Below are 17,972 nucleotides of genomic sequence, written 5' to 3' on the forward strand. Positions count from 1 at the left end.
TGCCGGGCGGCGTGCGGCGGCGTGCGGTGCGGGTCAGTCGCCGGCCGGGCCCGGGGCGCCCGCCACGGCGGCGGGCCGCGGGCCCAGCCGTTCCCGCCAGGCCGTCAGGACCGCCGCGTCCGTGGGCCGGGTGGCCAGGCTGACCGCCACGTAGGCCACGAGGGAGGCCAGCAGCCCGTAGTAGATGGGCTCGTTGGCGAGGACCCCGAGGGCGACCATCAGGCCGACCACGGTCACCCCGCCGACCCCGATCGCGGCCAACGCCCCGGCCGCGTTGCCGCGCTTCCACAGCAGCCCCCCGAGGATGGGCACCAGCAACCCGCCGACCAGCACGTTGTAGGCGAGGGTGAGCGCCTCGACGACGTCGTTCAGCGCGAGCGCGATGACGATCACCGCGACGCCCATGAGGAGGATGAACAGCCGGTTCCCCCGGACCTCGTCGTGGCCCGCGGACGCCTCGGGCGCGGGCTCCTCGGGGGCCGCGCCGCCCGGCCCCGCCGGCCGGCGCCCGGCGCCCCGTCGCACCCGCGCCCAGATGTCGTTGTTGGCCACCGTCGCGCAGGCGATCAGCGCGCCCGACGACGTCGACATCACCGCGGACAGCGCCGCCGCCAGCACCAGCCCGCGCACCCCCACCGGCAGCGCGTCCTTCACGATCGTCGCGAACGCGTCGTCGGGGCTGCCCAGATGGGGGTAGAGGACCTTGGCCGCGGTGCCGATGACCGCCCCCGCCACCGCGTACACCAGGCAGTACGTGCCGGCCGCGGTGCCGCCCAGGCGCGCGACCCGGTCGCTGCGCGCGGTGAACACGCGCTGCCAGATGTCCTGCCCGATCAGCATCCCGAACGAGTAGATCAGGACGTAGGTGAAGACGGTCTGGCCGCCGATGCCCAAGGGGGCGAAGTAGTCGCTCGGCAGCTGGGCCTTCAACTGCGCGAAGCCGCCCGCCTTGACGAGCGCGAGGGGCAGCAGGAGCACCAGGACGCCGATCGTCTTGACGACGAACTGCACCATGTCGGTCAGGGTGATCGACCACATCCCGCCGAGCGTCGAGTACGCCACCACGATCGCCCCGCCGAGGACGATCGCCAGGGTGCGGTCGAGCCCGAACAGCACGTCGAAGATGGTCGCGTAGGCGAGGGTCGAGGTCACCGCGAGCATCAGGGTGTACGCCCACATGACGACGCCGGAGATGATCCCGGCGGCGCCCCCGTAGCGCAGGTCCAGCATCTCGGAGACGGTGTAGACCTTCAGCCGGGCGATCCGGGCCGAGAAGAAGACGCTCAGGCCCAGCAGCCCGAGGCCGATGGCGAAGACCATCCACGCCCCGGACAGCCCGTACTGGTAGCCGAGGCCGACGCCGCCGATGGTGGAGGCACCACCGAGCACGATCGCGGCCATGGTCCCGGAGTACATCGCGGGGCCCAGTCGCCGCCCGGCGACCAGGAAGTCGCTCTTGGAGGTGGCGCGCCGCATGCCCCACCACCCCATGGCGAGCATGCCGGCCAGATAGAGAACGATCACCGCGTAGTCGACAGCCATGGGCCATCCCTTCCAACTGCGCCGAGGGGAGAGGGGAAGAGCGAGGGGAACGAGGGGAGCAAGGGGAGCGAGGGCGAAGCGGGGTGAGGTGCTTCGGGGTGGAAGTGGGAGGAGGGACGGTGGGGGTGTCCCGTCTCGGGGGTTGACCCTAGGAGGCGCGCGGACGACGCTGAAGTGTACGTTTCCTCCACTCAGGCGCCCCGAAGTGGAGGTTTCGCACATGCCGCGTTCCGTGCCCCCGCCGTCCACCCCGCCGGTCCTGTTGGCGGACCTGCTCGCCCGGACGGACTTGGGCCTGCGTCAGCTCGCCGGCCCCCGTTCGGGCGTGACGATCCACTGGGTGCACACCTCGGAGATGGCCGACCCGGTGCCGTACCTCCTGGGCGGCGAACTGCTGTTGACCGCCGGCGTCCACCTGGCGGAGGCTCCGGCCTCGGAGGACGGCGCCGCGCTCGACGCCTACCTGGACGGCTACGCGGCCCGCACCGTCGCGGCCGGCGCCGCCGCCCTCGGCTTCGGCATCGCGCCGGTGCACCGGACCGTGCCACCGGCCCTGGTGGACGCCTGCGACCGGCACGGGCTGGCGCTCGTCGAGGTCCCCCGGGAGACGCCGTTCACGGCCGTGGAGAGCGCCGTCTGGCAGGCCGTGACCGAGGCCCGGCACCGCGAACTGACCCGGATCGGCGCGGCCCAGCGCGCCCTGTCCGCGGCGGCCGCCCGCCCGGAACCCGCCAGCGCCGTGCTCCGCGCCCTGGCCCGCCACGCGCACGGCTGGGCCGCACTGCTCGCCCCCGACGGCACCGCGCACGGCACGGCCGGCCGGCGCCCGTCCGCCGCCTGCCGGGCCGCGGCGGTCCGCCTGGCCGGGGTGGTCACCGCCGGCGGCCCCACCTCGGCCGCGGACGCGCTCCCGGGCACCCAACTGACCGGCTACGCCCTGACGGGACGGCCGCTCCCCGGCCCCCAGGAGGCCGAACCCGCAGGGACCGGCCCGCAGGAGACCGGCGGCGGGCTCGCCCTGGTGGTCGCCACCGACCCGGACGATCCGCCCGCGCACACCATCGCGGGCGTCGCCGCCGTCCTGCTCTCCCTGATCACCGGCCCCGCCGCCACCGGGCCGGCCGGCGGCGACCACGCGGCGGCCCTGGTCCAGCTCCTCGTCGGCGCCGCCCCGGACGACGTCGCGCCGTTCCTCGGCCATCCCCGGTGGACCGTCGTGCACGCCGCACCCCGCCGCGACACCCCGGCCGCCCCGGCCGGCCTGGCCCGCGCCCTGAAGACCCCGCTGGTGGCGCCGGCTTCCGCCCCCGGCGGGCTGCGGGCCCTGGTCCCCGGTGACGTCGGGGTCGCCGCCCTCCCCGGCTGGACGCTGGGCGTCAGCGAGCCCGTCCCGGTGGCCGGCCTGCCCGCCGCCGACCGGCACGCCGCGACCGCACTCCGGCGCGCTCTGGCCCGCCGCACCCCGCTGGCGCGCCACCACGCCGCCGGCCCGAACGGTCTCGGTGCCCTCGTCGACCCCGCGGACGCCAGGGAACACGCCCGGGCCCTCCTAGCCCCTCTCGCCGACTCCCCTCCCCTTCGCACCACGTTGCACAACTGGCTCTCTTTGCACGGAAGTTGGGACCGCACCGCGACCACCCTCGGCATCCACCGCAACACCGTCCGCCAACGCATCACCCGCATCGCCGGCCTCCTCGACACCGACCTCGACGACCCCGACGTCCGCATGGAACTCTGGTTCGCCCTCCGCACCCTGGAGGACGAGACCGACGAAACACCGAACAGGGCAATACCTGACCAGCAGAACAAATAGACCCAACCGCCTTATTCACCTGAAGCCAGCAAGTCCCGTAAACCCCACAAGTTCCGCAAGTTCCGTAAGCCCCGCAAGTACCGCAAATGCTGCGAAGAATGGGAAACATCCCGCTAAGGGGCCGAAGATCCGGGCCGGGCGACCGGACCGTTCCCGAACGCCCCCGGCCCGGCACCCGCCACAGGCGAACCCACTACGCTTCTCCGACGTCGGTCAAGGTGACCGGAATTCGCGGCCTTGACCTGGTCGTGACTGATGCAGGACGACACGGCATGACAGCGGGCATGACCCAGCGAAGCCAACGGGAGGGACCTCCATGACGGACTCCGCAGCCGGCAACCCGGCCGGGAACGCGGGCGCCGCCCCCGGCGGACAGCCGGGCGGCACCACGGGCGCACCGGAGGGCACCACCGCCGGCCAGCCGCCGCTGCCGCCGCCGTACCCGCCGAGCGCCGTCCCCGGCCAACAGCCCGACGCCGACGCCCCGCCCAAGGTGGTGCCGACCTCCGCCGACCACGCCCTGGAGATCGGCCGCGCCTACTTCCCGCCGGTCGGCACCCCGGGCGGCCCGGTCTCGCTCCTGGTCCACGAATTCGACGAGGGCTACCTCGTCTACGCCGGCTGGCCCACCCCCGAGGACCCCACCGCCCCGCCGGCCAGCCCGGGCGGCACCAACATCGTGATCACCAAGAGCAACGGCGACGTGACCACGGTGCCCAACTTCCCCCCGGACTCCGCCATCGCCGTCTACCGGCAGTGGTACCGCCCGGGCACCGCGTGAGGCACGCGGACGCCGGCCGGCACCAGGCCGACGCCCTCACGGCACCTCACGGCACCTCACGACGCCCGCAGGCATGACAACGCTGTGACAGTAGGCATCTTGCTGTGCAGCAGACCGACGCGACTAGAATTTGCTTGAGTCCGAGCACTACGTGACGAACTCTGAACGGGGGCAAAGAGCATGGCCGGCGATGGCCTACAAGCAGACGTACCGTCACTGAAGTCGGGTGGCGGCAGCTTCACCAACATCGGCGAGCGGTACCAGACCGCCGTGGAGAAGCTCAAGAACGGCCTCACCGATCTGGAGGGGTCCGGCACCCCGCCGTGGGGCGACGACGACATCGGCTCGAAGTTCGGCGTCGTCTACGAGGGCCTGCGCGACGGCATGTACGAGTCGATGGGGCATCTCGCGGCCAAGCTCCAGGAGATCGGCGGCGCGCTCACCACCATGGCGACCAACCATGAGAGCAACGAGGACTTCAACCACTCCTTGATGCAGCAGCACGTTGCCAACGCCGAGGCCGAGAGCCAGCTGATCAGCAACTTCAAGTCCCCCAACACCTAGCCCCGGGGCGCCTGCCCGGGGGTGGGATCGGGGTCGGATCAGGGCCAGACAGGGGTCGGATCGAGGTCCGCGTCCGGGGGCTCGGAAGCCGTCGCCATGCGGTCGCTCCCCGGCTTGCCGCCCACTTCCCCTTCCTGCTCCTCAGCTCCCTCACCGCTCCCTCCGTTCCTCCTTCTCCATCTGCTCCTCCCGCTCCTTCTCTTTCCACCTCTATTCGTTCGCGCTCACCGCCTCGCCGTCTACGGGGGATTCTCCATGTCAATCATGCTGCCGGACTGGCTTGAGTGGGTCCTCCAGATGCTCGGCTACGACTGGCCGACGGGCGACGAGGACAAGATGAACGAGTCCGCCAGTGAGTGGCGGGAATTCGCGAACATGGTGGAACAGCTCCAGTCCGAGGGCGTCACCGCGGCCGGCAACGTCCTGTCGTCGAACTCCGGCGACAGCATCGACGGTTTCAGCAAGAACTGGGACAAGTTCTCCGACGGCGGCAACGGCTACATGAACGACGCCCGCGAGGCGGCCGAGCTGATCGCCTTCGCGATGGACGCCGGATCAGGCGTGATCGTCGGGATGAAAGTGGCGGTGATCGCCCAGTTGGCGATCCTCGCGGCGGAAATCATCGCGGCCCAAGCAGCCGCCCCCTTCACCTTCGGGCTCTCCGAAGTGGGGGCCGCGGGCGCCACCCAAGCCACCCGCCTCATCGTCCGCCGCATCCTCAAGGAAGCGCGCGACGCCCTGGTCGAGGCGATCATGAACACCGTCAAGCAGCCGGCCATGGACGCGCTACAGGCGATGATCTCCGACGCCATCGCCCAGGGCGTCAACATGTCGTTCGGCGCCCAGAACGGCTTCGACGTCAACCGCAGCCTCAAGACCGGCGCCGACACGGCCACCGACTCCCTCAAGAACTCCGGCGAGAACCTCGGCACCAACTTCCGCGACGCGCTGGGCGGCAAGGCGGGCCACCACGCCCGCACCGGCCTGGACCACGCGGCCGGCCACGGCGGCGGCGAGCACGGCGGCAGCGGCGGCGAGCACGGAAGCGGGGAGAGCGGGGGCGGGGAGCACGGGAGCGGCTCGGGGTCCGGTTCCGGGGCCGGGTCGGGGTCGGGGTCGGGCGAACACGGCGGGTCCGGGTCCGGAGGTGGCTCAGGTTCCGGGTCGGGTTCCGGGTCGGGTTCGGGTTCGGGTTCCGGCGAACACGGTGGATCCGGGAGCGGTTCGGGCTCCGGTTCCGAGGGGCACTCCGGCTCGGGCGAGGGCTCCGGCAGCGGCAGCGGTTCGCACGGCGGCTCCGGAACGGACTCCGGTTCTGGTTCCGGCTCCGGCTCGGGTGGACAGTCCCACGCCCCGCGCCCCGGCGACAGCCCGTCCAGCCCGACCACCTCCCCCGAACGCGCCCACTCGGACACGCCTCCCGGCGCCGACTCGGGCTCCCACAACGGCTCCGATTCCGCTTCGGGTTCGGGTTCGGGTTCCGGTTCTGGTTCTGGTTCCGGGAACGACCATCCCAGGCCCACCGCCCAGCCCCTCCCCGACGCGGCCCACCGCTCCCCCTTCGACGAGGGCTACCAGGGCGGCCACGACGCGTCCGGGCCGTCGCACTCCCCCGAGTCCGCCGCCACCCCCGACTCCGGTCACGGCCCGACTGCGGAGCACCCCGACGGGGTCAGCACCCACCCCACGGCCGACAACACCCCCAACTCCGCGCGCCCGGAACCGTTCAGCACCCAGCCGGCCGCCGACCACACCCCCGACGCGCCGCACCAGGACGGGGTGGGCACGCACCCGACGCCGGACGCCGCCCGGCCGGACTCCGTCGGCACCCACCCCACCCCGGACACCGCTCCGGACCACTCGGCGAGCCACCCGCCGGACCGCGGCCCCGACCCGGTCAGCACCCAGCCGGCTCCCGAGCACCACGCCAGCCCGAGCCACGACGACTCCGCCGGCGCCCCACCCGCGCCACAGCACTCCGCCCCCAGCCCGCACGACGCCCCGAGCCACGACGGCACCTCACCCACCGACCACGGCTCCGGCAGCCCGTCCCCCGCGCCGTCCCCCACCCCCTCCCACGACGGCGGCTCCGGCAACGGCACCGGCACAGGCACCGGGGACTCGTCGGGTTCCGGCTCGTCGGGCGGCCCGGGGGCGGGCAGCCGCCCCTCCATGCCGCACATGGGCACACCGGTCGCCCAGGGCGCGCCCATCCAGCACTCCGCGGGGCAACCGTCCGTCCAGCACCGCGACCCGGCGCCGGGCGACCCCATGCCGCACGTCGGCGACGACCACGACACCACCGTGCGCACCCAGTCCGCCGACACCATGACGGCGCCGCCGCCCACCCAGCACAGCGCCACGGACTCGGGCGCCGGCAGCCCCAACTCCGCTGCATCCGGCGGCACTTCGCCGCAGGGCTCCCAGGGCGCACCGCAGAGCGCCGGCCCGGCGATGGGCATGCCCTCCGCCATGCCGTCGCACGGCGGCGGCGCGCCCTCGGCCGGTTCGGGCACCCCCGGCCCCGCGCCCTCCCGCCCCACCGCCGACGGCGGCGCGCCGAGCAACCGGCGCCCGGACGGCTCCCAGCCGATCCGTGACGTCAGCCAGCAACGCGGCCCGGACCGCCCGGCGTACAACCCGCGCCTCGACGGCCCCCGCCCCAACGCCAACGCCACCGCCCCCGGCCCCAACCGCCGCCCGGACGGCACCCAGGCCGTCCACGACGTCACGCAACAGCGCACCCCGGAACGTCCGCCGCACGACCCGCGCCTGGACGGCCCCCGCCCGAACGCCGCCCACCCGGACGCCCGGCACCCGAACGATGGCCACCCGAACGCCCCGCGCCCCGCGGACGCCCACCGCCCGCAGGACCCACGACCGGACGCCAACCACGCACAGCCCCAACGGCCGACGGACACCAACCACCCGCACCCGGACGCCAACCACCCGCGTCCCGAGGGCACCCACCCGCGACCGGACGGCACCTCGCCGCGCCCGGACGCGGACCACGCCAACCGCCCCCACCCGGACGGCAACCAGCCGCACCCGGACGACCGTGCCAACGGCCGGCACCCCGACGCCCAGCGCCCGGAACCGCCGCGGCCCGACGCTCAGCACCAGCCGAACCCCGACCGGCCACGCCCGGAGAACACCCACCCGGACAGCCCGCGCCCGGACGCCACCCGCCCGAGCGATCACCGTCCGGAATCCCCGTCCCCCGAGCACTCGCAGCCCCAGGGACACCTGCAAAACCCCAACCCCCAACACCCGCAACAGCCCCACCAGCAGCCGGGGCCACACCAGCAGGCACCGCACCAGCAGCCGCAGCAGCCCCACCACCCCCAGCAGCCGCATGCCCAGCAGCCGCACCCCCAGCAAAACCAGCCTCACCAGGCCAACCAGCCCCATCAGGCCAACCAGCAGCACCACCCGCAGCAGCCCACGCTGCAAAGCCACCACCCGCAGCAGCAGAGCCAGCAGCCCCACCCCCAACAACAACACCAGCCACAGCCGCAGCCGCACCAGGCCCCGCAGCAACAGCACCACCAGAATCAACAGCAGCAGCACAACCAGCAGCAGCCGCAGGATCACCACCAGCAGCCTCAACACCCGCAGCAGCAGCACCAACAGCAGGCGCCGCACCACCAGCAGCCGAGCCTCAACGACGTCCGCGCCAGCCTGAACCACCACCCGGGCGGCCTGTACTCACCGTTCCCGCACGACCAGCAGGCGCTGGAGCACAACTTCCCGCGGAACCCGGACGGCACCCCCCAGGTCCACGCCGACCCGTTCCAGCCGTGGGCCAAGTACCAGAACGACGGCGGCCCGACCGTGCCCGGCCGGTCCAACAACTGCGCCGACTGCACCCGCTCCTTCATGGAGTCCTGGTACGGCAACCCGCAGGTCTCCGCGCCCCGTACGTACGACAGCGACGCGCACGGCAACCTGGACCGCGCGAGCGGTGAACGCGACGGCACCCACAACATCCAGAACTGGGCGGGCACCAACTTCCGCAACTCGGGCCAGAACGCCCACGACAGCTACAACAACATCGCCCACGAACTCCAGCAGTCGGGCCACGGCTCGGCCTCGGCCGTCCTGGTGACGTGGCCGAAGAACCCCGACGGTTCGGGCGGCGGCGCCCACGTCTTCAACGCGGTCAACCACAACGGCAAGGTCGTCTGGGTCGACAGTCAGACGGGCCAGATCAGCCACCAGCCCATCCACACCCACGCCGAGGGCGTCTGGCACCTCACCCTCGACGGCGACCGCAAGCCCTTCGACCCCACCGCCACCCAGAACCACACCCCGAACCAACACCCTCAGCAGTCCCCCCACCCCCAACAACAGCCGCAACCGCAGCCGCACCAGAACCAGCAGCAGCCGCACCCCCAACAGCAGCACCCGAACCCGCAGCACCCCTACCAACAGCAGCCCCAACACCCGCAGGTACAGCAGCAACCCCAACACCAGCAGCCGTACCCGCAACAGCAGCCGCACCAGCCACAGCCCCAGTACAACCAGCCCCACCAGCAACCCCAGTACGGCCAACACCAGCCGCAGCACCAGCCGCAGCCGCAGCCGCAGCCGCACAACCCGTACGCCCAAAACCCCCAGCACAACCCGTACGCCCAGCAGCCCCAGCACCAGCCACAGAACCCCTACCAGCAGCCGCACCCGCAGCAACCGCACCAGGGCCAGCAGCAGCCGCACCAGGGCCAGCAACCTCAGCACCCCTACCAGCAGCAACCCCACCAGGGGCAGCAGCCACAACACCCTCAGTACCAACACCCGCAGCAACACCAGCAGCAACACCAGCCGTACCCACAGCAGCACCAGCAGCCGCAGCACGCACCGGCACCCCACCAGCAGCCGCAACCGCACGTGCCGCAACAACCCCACGTGCCGCAGCAGCAACACCCCCAGCAGCCGCACGTCCAGCACCCGCAGCACCCGCAACAGCCCCACCAGGGCCAGCCCCAGCACCCGTACCAACAGCAGCCCCACCAGGGCCAGCACCAGCCCTACCCCCAGCACGCCCCCAACCAGCAACACGGCGGCGGCCAGCACCCCGCGGGCGCACCGGAGCCCCACCACACCCCCGGCGACGGCCTTGCGCCGAACGCCGAGCACCCGCACCACGACTCACCCGGGACGAAGCCCGAGCAAGCTCCGCACCACACGGCGGACCACCGGTCGCCGGAACACGGTCCCGAGCACCAGCCGGCGGCACACTCCGGCGCCGAGCATCCGCACCAGCCGCCCGTGCCCCGCAATCCCGGGGCCCTGCCGCCGCCCGACCCGTCGGGCCACCAGCCCTCGGGGCACGGCAAGGACGCGCATCACCCGGACGACAAGGACGGGAAGAACGGCGACGAGAAGCCGAAGAAGGGCAAGCACAAGCTGGAGGAGACCCCGGAGGAGCGGGCCGCGAAGCGCCGTGCGATGCGGGACCGGAGCGACCAGGTGGCCAGCGAGCCGTACAGCGGCGACCGGGCCAAGGGCAGCACGCCCTACGAGCAACGGCAGCCTGGTGACGGCACGCACGAGCACTACACGATGCAGTCGGATGGCTCCCAGTCCACGCTGCGCCACACCAACGACGTGCGGCAAGTGAATCTCGAACCGGTCATCGAGCATCTGAACCACTGGGCCAAGCCGGCTGACGGAGACGGCGCCAAGCCTCCGCTGCTGCACGCCATCGACGAATCAGCAAAGGGCCCGATCACCAAGGAGCGGCTGGCGGAAATACTGCCCGGATTCGGTTCGATGAAGCAGTCCGAACAGCTCGCCACGGTGGGTGCCATCGCCCGTATGAGCCACCAGTTCCACGATGCACACGCCGTGGAGAACTCCGGCGGCTCCTATCTCCATTCGCGTCACGACCCCAAGAGCGGCGACCCGGTGGACCCCGCGCCGCAGGCCCGCGCCTACGGTGTACGACGAAACGTCACCGAGCACGGGGACGAACCGAACTCCGCGGCACTGGGCAAGGAACAGCGGAAGTTCAACGCACTGTGGCGGAATGTGGTGGGCAAACCGTCCAAGAGCGACGATCCCGATGTGCAGGCGAGCGCCGCCCGGCTGCGCCCGGACTTCTCCGGAAAGAACTACGCGGTGCTGGAAGTGCAGAAGACGAACCACGACGGCAGCACCGAGACGCACTACGTCATCGACTCTTCGGTACCCGCCAACAATTTCGACAAGGCCCCGGACCATTCAGAGCCGGTACTGGGTGAGGCGTTCCGCAAGATGGACGCCGAACACCCGGGCGTCTACCAGTCGATCGCCATGTACACGGAGTACGAGCCGTGCGGCTCCAAAACGGACCCGGCATCGGCAAACTGCTCCTACTACCTCTCCCATGAATTCGAGCGGCCAGCGGGAGCAGATCGCACGCAGTACCACGAAATCCCGCACGACCAGCGTGGCAATCTGCCGAGCCGGACGAATTCGACGACGGTTTACTACGCGGCCGGATACCGCTACGGCGACCTCTCCCCGCACGAGGTCGAACGCATTCGTGACAGCGTCGGCGAGGAGAACGCCGAAAAGGCCGTCAAGGATGCGAAGCAACAGGCAAAGATGCGACGGGAGGAGGATATGCACCGGGCCCGGGGCGAGATGCTCCGCGTATGGATGCAGGTAGCCTCGTCCTGACACCCCCGCCCCTTGGATCGGAGTCCGGAACGTGCAGTACGACGAGGCCCTTCGGACCGCCATCGGCTGGCTGGAGCAAGCCGGTCCCTCGGGCACCGTCCTCCAGGTCTCCGGTCCTCCCGGGGCCGGCAAGACGCAGTTGCTCGCCGACCTCGGCCGGCGTTTCCCCGCAGCCGTCACCGTCGACTGCCGCGGCCTGACCGCCGACCGGGTCGCACACGCCGTGCTGGCCGGCCTCGGGCTCCGCATGGACCCGTCGCGCGACCGCGAACCGCTGCGCGACGCCCTCGCCCGGCACGAGGGTGACGCCGTCGTGCTGCTGGCCAACGCCCAGTGGGCCGGGCCGCTGTTCAGTTCCCGCGAGCCGACCCGGGTGGGCGGGGACCTGACCGCCGAGATCGGTCTGCGCAGCGGCGGCCGGGTGTCGGTCGTGGTGGAGGTGGACGGGTCGCACGAGCGGGTGGCGGTGACCCGCCGCAAGGACGTGGAACTAGCGGGCCGACCGGCGCACGAAGCACCCGTCGCCCGGATCGTCGCCGAACACCCGGTCCTGCAGGCACTGGCGGCGGCGGAGACCGGTACCGTCCCGCTCGCCGTGTGGGCCTTCCTCGCCGGGGCGCTCGGGGTTCCCGCCACCGTCGCCGAGCTGTCCGCCCTGGCCGGGCGCCTCCCGGAGATCGTCGCGCAGCACGCCGCGGACGCGTCGGACAGCGAAGCGGTGGGCTTTTGCACCGACGGTCTCAAGCACCTGGCCCGCCGGGCCCGTCCGCTCACCCCGGACCAACAGCAGGCGCTCACAACGGCGTTGCACACCGCGCTCACCGACCGCCCGCCGTCCGACGAGGTGCGCGCCTACGCCGCGGAGGCGCTGGCCGTGCACGCCGCCCTCGCCGACGCCCTCCCCGCGCTGCTCGACACCGCACGCGCGCTGGCCCACTGCACCCGCTACTCGCTGCTCCAGGCCCTTCCGCTCCACTTCACCGAGGGCGTTCCGCAGCACGGTGTCGCCGCCGACATCCACTACCTCGAAACCGACGGCATCGCCCCCGAGGGCCAAGGGGAGTGGCTTGCCTGGCTCCATTGGGCGGCCACCAACCGCGGTGCCACCGCATGGGCCGCGGCCCTAGCCGACGCCGGCGTCCCGCTGTCGTGGCGCACCGCCTGGTCACACCACCGCCCGTACGGCGTCCTCGGCCCCGTCCCCGGAGAAACCGGCAAGGTGGACTACCTGTACCCCGGGGTCCTGGACGGCGCCGGCGCGGTGGCCGGCCAGCGGCTGCTGCCGGTGTTCCAGGAAGGCGACCACGTGCCGCCGGAGGGAGACGACCAGGCCGTCGAACGGGTGTGGCGGTTGGACGACGGCACGGAACCCGAGCCGTCGACCGTCGTGGACCTCTTCTACGACGTGGAGGGGGACCTCGAAAGCGTCGAAGGCCGGGGCCGGTTCGAGAGCACCGGGGACGCCGCCCTGGCCCTCGATCCGCACACTCCGCTCCGCCTCCCCCGCAGTGCCACCGCCAGCTGCCTCGTGACCGAGGGGCGCTGGGTGTTGGCCGGACGCGGCGGCCTGTTCGCCGTCGACACGGCCCGCCCGGAGCCCGCTGCCGGCAGCGACGACGCGGACCACTCGCCCCACTGGGCGCCCCCGCTCATCGCCCCGCACACCACGGCGGCCACCTGGGAGTTCCCAACGGAGCTCGTCACCCCCCAGGGGCCGACCCCCGCCGCCCTCGCCCGGGCCTTCGGCCCGGACGCCTGCCGTCGCCTCCCCGCCGATGCGGTGCCCGCCGGCCTGGACGACGCCACCCGCCGCTGCCTCACCGAGACCGGCGTGCCCGTCGTCAACGGCCAGATCTACCTGGCGACCCTCCCGCCCCTCGACGAGACGGGCCTGCCCACCGGCGACTGGGAGGCCGAACCCGCCGTCCCCTCCCCCGGTGACGGACCCTTCCACCCCCTCGGCACCTGGATCGGCTCCGGCGCCTACCTGGACGCCGCCACCGGCCGCATCATCCAGGACGGCCGCTCGGGCGCCTCCTTCGAACTCGTCGTCGCCAGCAGCCTCCCCCAGTACCTCGCCCTCCTCTGCCTCTACCGGACCTTCCAGATCAGCCCCTTCGCCACCACGGCCGAACACCGCGATGCCGCCCGGAGCCTCACCCAGTGGGCGAGCCGCATCGATCCCGTCGTCGCGGACAGCGACATGTGGGACGCGGTGCTCTCCGGCTCCATGGAATCCGACCTGATCGTCAGCGGCTGGGACCTGCCCGGCCTCCGGCCCGCCTGACCGACGCACGCGCACTCGCACTCGCACTCGCACTGGACCGTCAACGTGCCACAAGAAGCTCCCGACCCCCTCCTCCTCACCGCCGACCAGGCCGCCGCCCGCGTTCTCGACTGGTGGGAGAACCACCGCGATGACGCGAGTCGGGTGAACCTCGCCGTGGACGACGACGGTGTCGCCCGGCCAGCGGTGCGGGAAGTGCACCGGCGGGTCCCCGACAGCATCCTGCTCGACGCAGCCGGGAAGTCGGCGGAGGGTCTGTTCCGTGAGCTGCTGGACGAACTCGGCCTGGAGAGGTGCCGCTACGCGTTCGAGTGGGGAGGCCAGCTCAGGAAGCTCGGCCGGGACCACCTGGTCCTGATCGACGGCGCCCTCTCCGCGGGCCCCACCCGCCGTTCCGCACAACCCGAACTGGTCGTGCATCACCTGGCCGAGGATCTGCGCCTCGCCACCGGCATCGGCGTCGTCCTCGCCGTGCCCCCGGATCACAAGGTGCGCAAGGGGCGGACCACCCTGCGCCTCGCCTCCCCCCCAGCGGACGCGCTCCCCTCGCCCACCGCCCTCCCCGCCGCCGTCCAAGCCCTCGCCTTCTCCGAGCCCCGCCGGGTCCCCCTGGCCGTGTGGCGGGAGCTGATCGCCGCGGCCACCGCCGCCGGTCTCACCGCACCGGACACGACCGCCCAGGAGCCCGCCGAGCGGATCACGGAGGCGGAACTGGCGGCCCTCGCAGGGCAGTTCGCCGACCACCTCGTCCACGCCGACGGCCACGTCGGCTTCCGTGACGAGCGCACCGCCGAGGCGGTCCGCGGGGCGTACGGGCCCGAGTTGCCCGCCGCCGTCGGCCGCCACCTGGTCGCCTGGCTGCGCGCGCAGGCGCCCGGCTTCCGCCATCCCGACGGCTGGGCCGCCGCCGGCCCGCTCGGCCGCTACGCCGCCGACGGCCTCGCCATGCACGCCGTCCAGGCCGGCCTCCTCGACGAGCTGCTGACCGACGGCACCGTCGTCGGTCAGCTCCCGCCGGACGCCCTCGTCGACGCCGCGCACTGCGCCCACGACGGTTCGCTGCCCGGCAACAACGCCGCCGCCGACGCCGTGCACCTGCGGATGTTCGGCCTGCACCGGCCCGACCAGCCGAGCTGGGCGGCCTGGCTGCACCTCATGGCCAGCGCCCGCAACGACACCGCGCTGGCCGACGGCATCGCACACTGCGGCGTGCGGCTTCCCTGGCAGCCCCTGTGGACCCACTGGCGGCCGCCGGGCGCCTGCCACCTCAGCTATCTGCGACCCGGTCCGGTCGGCACCCCGTTCTGCGTGCGCTGGCAGGGCCGCCCGGCGGTGCTGTCCTCCGGTGACCACGTGCACGTCTGGGACCTGGCGTCGGGCGCGCTGCTCGCCGGCCCCTGGCCCGCGGGCGAGGAGTTCCCCGTCGAGGCCCGGCCCGCCCTCGCCTGGGCCGCCGGCGAACACCCCACGCCCGGCCCGGTCTCGGTCCGCGAACTCAGCCGCGCGGCCGACACCGCGGAGGCGGTGGACGGCGCCCTCGAAGACCTGCTGCACACCTGTCTGGACACCGGGGTCGCGGCCTCGCCCGAACTCCCGGCGCCCCTCGTCCTGTCCGGGCCGGGCGGGCTCTTCGCCGTCCAGCCGCAGCCGGGCGTGGACCGCAGCGCGTTCGACGAACCGGGCGGGGAGCCCCTGTTGGGCACCCTCACCGCCACCGAGGCGGCCACCCCGGCCGGCGCCCCCGACCCCTCGCCCCACGACCTCGCCGACCTCTACGGCACCGACGTCTACGTCACCACCGCCACCGAAGACCTCCCCGAGGGCCTCACCGACCCCACCGCCCGCCGGGTCCTCACCCACACCGGCCTGCCCGAGTTCGACGACCAGGGCCTCGCCCTCCAGCCCTCCCAACCGGGCTTCCTGCAAGAGGTCGAGTGGCCGGAGGACCACCCCGAACAACCCGCCGACGACGGCCCGTTCTACCGCCTCGGCCTATGGATGGGCGGCCACGTCGTCCTCGACGGCCCCACCGGACACGTCCTGCGCTGCCCCACCGACTACGACGACCCCACCGCCGAAGACGGCGTCCTGGTCGCCACCGACCTGGAGAACTTCCTCACCATGGCGGCGCTCTTCGTCACCGGCCGCCGGCTCTTCCTCGGCCTCGACAACCGCGACGAGGTCAACGTGCTGCGCCAGCACACCGAGGACGCCCTCTGGAACGTCGACTGGAAGGGGTCGGGCGCCGGCGCCTGGCAGTACCCCCTCCACAACGAATAACCCCGGCCGCCCCCCAAAAAACCACGAAAACCGCCGGCCGCCCCCGAAGGGGCCGGCCGGCGGTTCGTGCGGTGTCCGGGGGGCCGGTCAGCCGCGGGCGTCCGCGATCTGTCGGGACATGATCGTGGTCAGCTCGTACGCGGTGTGCGAGGCGGCGACGGCCGTGATCTCCGCGTGGTCGTAGGCCGGGGCGACCTCCACCACGTCCGCGGAGACCAGGTTGCAGGACGCCAGGCCGCGCAGGATCTCCAGGAGTTCGCGGGAGGTCATGCCGCCCGCCTCCGGCGTGCCGGTGCCCGGGGCGTGGGCCGGGTCGAGGCAGTCGATGTCGATGGAGATGTAGAGCGGCCGGTCGCCGATGCGCTGGCGCAGCTGGTCGGCGATCTCGTCGGCGCCGCGCCGGTAGACGTCCGCCGAGGTGACGATGCCGAAGCCCATCTTCTCGTCGTCGGTGAGGTCCTTCTTGCCGTAGAGCGGACCACGGGTGCCGACGTGGGAGAGGGCCGAGGTGTCGAGGATGCCCTCCTCGACGGCCCGGCGGAACGGGGTGCCGTGGGTGTACTCGGCACCGAAGTAGGTGTCCCAGGTGTCCAGGTGCGCGTCGAAGTGCAGCAGGGCGACCGGGCCGTGCTTCTTGGCGACCGAGCGCAGCAGCGGCAGCGCGATGGTGTGGTCGCCGCCCAGCGTCATCATGCGGGCGCCGCTGCCGAGGAGGTCGTCCGCGGCGGCCTCGATGGTCTCCACGGCCTCGTTGATGTTGAACGGGTTGGCCGCGATGTCACCGGCGTCGGCGACCTGCGCCAGCGCGAACGGCGAGGCGTCCTGCGCCGGGTTGTAGGGCCGCAGCAGCCGCGACGCCTCACGGATCGCGTTGCCGCCGAAGCGGGCGCCCGGGCGGTAGGAGACGCCGGTGTCGAAGGGGACACCGACGACGGCGACATCGGTCCGGCCGCCGACCTCGTCGAGGCGGGGCAGCCTGGCGAAGGTCGCGGGCCCGGCGTAGCGCGGGATGCGGGAGGAGTCGACGGGGCCCACGGGCTCGTTCGATGCGGTGGTCATGGGGGCAGAGTAGGGACCGCCCGCGCACCCGGCACATGGACATTTCCGATCTCCGGGCCGCTCGCGTTCGACGTTTTGTCCAGCCGCCTCCTCGCCGCGCCGCCGTGTCCGGCCCGTGTCCACCCGGTGTCCGCGCTGTGGAACGCCCGACCGGAGGAGATCCGTACGGGCACAATGTCGCTATGCCGATAGCCGCTGCAGCCCCCTCGCGTGCCGAACTCGTCGACCACCTCGTACGGACCCGGATCGCCGGGCAGGTCGCCACCCCCCGCGAGAACAACCTCCTCCACTACCGCCGGCTCGCGAACGGCGACCGCCACTACTGGTTCGGCCTGGAGCTGGGCGACCGCTGGACGGACGAGCAGGACGTGCTGGCCGTGATGGCGGAACGCTGCGGCGTCAACGACGACCCGCACCACCGGCAGGGCCAGGACACCATCGCCCCCGAGCTGACCGTGGACGCCCTGGACCGCGCGGCCGCGGTGCTGCGCAAGGCCGCCGCCGACCGCCAGCGGGTGCTGTTCGCCACCGGCCACCCCGGCGGCCTGCTGGACGTCCACCGCGCCACCGCCCAGGCCCTGCACGCCCGGGACTGCGAGATCGTGGTCATCCCCGACGGGCTGCACGCCGACGACGGCATGGTCTTCCAGTTCGGCGACGTGGCGATGCTGGAGCGCGGTGCGACGCTGTGGCACACCCACTCCCCGGAGCCGATGGCGGCGGTCCTGGACGGCCTGGAGCGCGCCGGCCGGGCCCTGCCGGACCTGGTGATGGCCGACCACGGCTGGGCCGGCTGCGCGGGGCAGCGCGGCATCCCCACGATCGGGTTCGCCGACTGCAACGACCCCGCGCTCTTCCTCGCCGAGTCCGAGGGCACCGTCCAGGTCACCGTCCCCCTGGACGACCACGTCCTGAGCCCCCGCCACTACGACCCGCTGACCAGCTACCTGCTGGCCGCGGCGGACCTGCTCTGACCCCGGAGG

General features: G+C 72.9%; 9 protein-coding genes. 7 read left to right on the top strand and 2 right to left on the bottom strand.

The features are described 5' to 3' along the window. Positions 1-33: 33 nt before the first annotated feature. Positions 34-1,542, bottom strand: coding sequence for a sodium:solute symporter family protein (locus ABD385_RS15740; protein ID WP_344576024.1), 1,509 nt, complete (start codon positions 1,540-1,542; stop codon positions 34-36). A gap of 220 nt (positions 1,543-1,762) precedes the next feature. Here ABD385_RS15740 and ABD385_RS15745 point away from each other — a divergent pair, with 220 nt between their 5' ends. The 6 genes from ABD385_RS15745 to ABD385_RS15775 all read left to right on the top strand — a co-directional run bounded on the left by ABD385_RS15745 (position 1,763) and on the right by ABD385_RS15775 (position 15,930). Further along, positions 1,763-3,355 carry a PucR family transcriptional regulator ligand-binding domain-containing protein gene (locus ABD385_RS15745; protein WP_344576027.1) on the top strand — a complete coding sequence of 531 codons (1,593 nt, stop codon included), beginning with the start codon at positions 1,763-1,765 and terminating at the stop codon, positions 3,353-3,355. 316 nt (positions 3,356-3,671) lie between these two features. Further along, on the top strand, positions 3,672-4,136 hold the full coding sequence (locus ABD385_RS15750) for a hypothetical protein (RefSeq protein WP_344576029.1): 465 nt from the start codon (positions 3,672-3,674) through the stop codon (positions 4,134-4,136). A gap of 180 nt (positions 4,137-4,316) precedes the next feature. Further along, positions 4,317-4,700 (top strand): hypothetical protein, encoded by a 384-nt coding sequence (locus ABD385_RS15755; protein WP_344576031.1) that lies wholly within the window; start codon positions 4,317-4,319, stop codon positions 4,698-4,700. Between the two features lie 255 nt (positions 4,701-4,955). Then, positions 4,956-11,363, top strand: a complete 6,408-nt coding sequence (locus tag ABD385_RS41340; protein WP_425585408.1) for a toxin glutamine deamidase domain-containing protein — start codon at positions 4,956-4,958, stop codon at positions 11,361-11,363. A 31-nt stretch (positions 11,364-11,394) separates the two neighbouring features. Continuing rightward, a complete protein-coding gene (locus ABD385_RS15770) occupies positions 11,395-13,650 on the top strand; it encodes an ATP-binding protein (RefSeq protein ID WP_344576033.1) in 2,256 nt (751 codons plus the stop codon). A 45-nt stretch (positions 13,651-13,695) separates the two neighbouring features. Beyond that, positions 13,696-15,930 (top strand): SUKH-4 family immunity protein, encoded by a 2,235-nt coding sequence (locus tag ABD385_RS15775; RefSeq protein WP_344576034.1) that lies wholly within the window; start codon positions 13,696-13,698, stop codon positions 15,928-15,930. 87 nt (positions 15,931-16,017) lie between these two features. On the opposite strand, the gene speB is transcribed toward ABD385_RS15775, so the two are convergent. Next, entirely contained in the window at positions 16,018-16,989 is a 972-nt protein-coding gene (speB, locus tag ABD385_RS15780) for an agmatinase (protein ID WP_037634764.1), read from the bottom strand. Between the two features lie 182 nt (positions 16,990-17,171). Between speB and ABD385_RS15785 the strand changes: the two genes are divergently transcribed. After that, entirely contained in the window at positions 17,172-17,963 is a 792-nt protein-coding gene (locus ABD385_RS15785; RefSeq protein WP_344576038.1) for a phosphatase, read from the top strand. Positions 17,964-17,972: the final 9 nt, after the last annotated feature.

Origin of the sequence: Streptomyces lunalinharesii (assembly GCF_039532155.1) — a bacterium.
Taxonomy (GTDB): domain Bacteria; phylum Actinomycetota; class Actinomycetes; order Streptomycetales; family Streptomycetaceae; genus Streptomyces; species Streptomyces lunalinharesii.

Bases quoted from the DNA above. Each gene is read 5' to 3' on its own strand.
- ABD385_RS15740 (WP_344576024.1), bottom strand. From the start codon at position 1,542: ATGGCTGTCGACTACGCGGTGATCGTTCTCTATCTGGCCGGCATGCTC.
- ABD385_RS15745 (WP_344576027.1), top strand. From the start codon at position 1,763: ATGCCGCGTTCCGTGCCCCCGCCGTCCACCCCGCCGGTCCTGTTGGCG.
- ABD385_RS15750 (WP_344576029.1), top strand. From the start codon at position 3,672: ATGACGGACTCCGCAGCCGGCAACCCGGCCGGGAACGCGGGCGCCGCC.
- ABD385_RS15755 (WP_344576031.1), top strand. From the start codon at position 4,317: ATGGCCGGCGATGGCCTACAAGCAGACGTACCGTCACTGAAGTCGGGT.
- ABD385_RS41340 (WP_425585408.1), top strand. From the start codon at position 4,956: ATGTCAATCATGCTGCCGGACTGGCTTGAGTGGGTCCTCCAGATGCTC.
- speB (WP_037634764.1), bottom strand. From the start codon at position 16,989: ATGACCACCGCATCGAACGAGCCCGTGGGCCCCGTCGACTCCTCCCGC.
- ABD385_RS15785 (WP_344576038.1), top strand. From the start codon at position 17,172: ATGCCGATAGCCGCTGCAGCCCCCTCGCGTGCCGAACTCGTCGACCAC.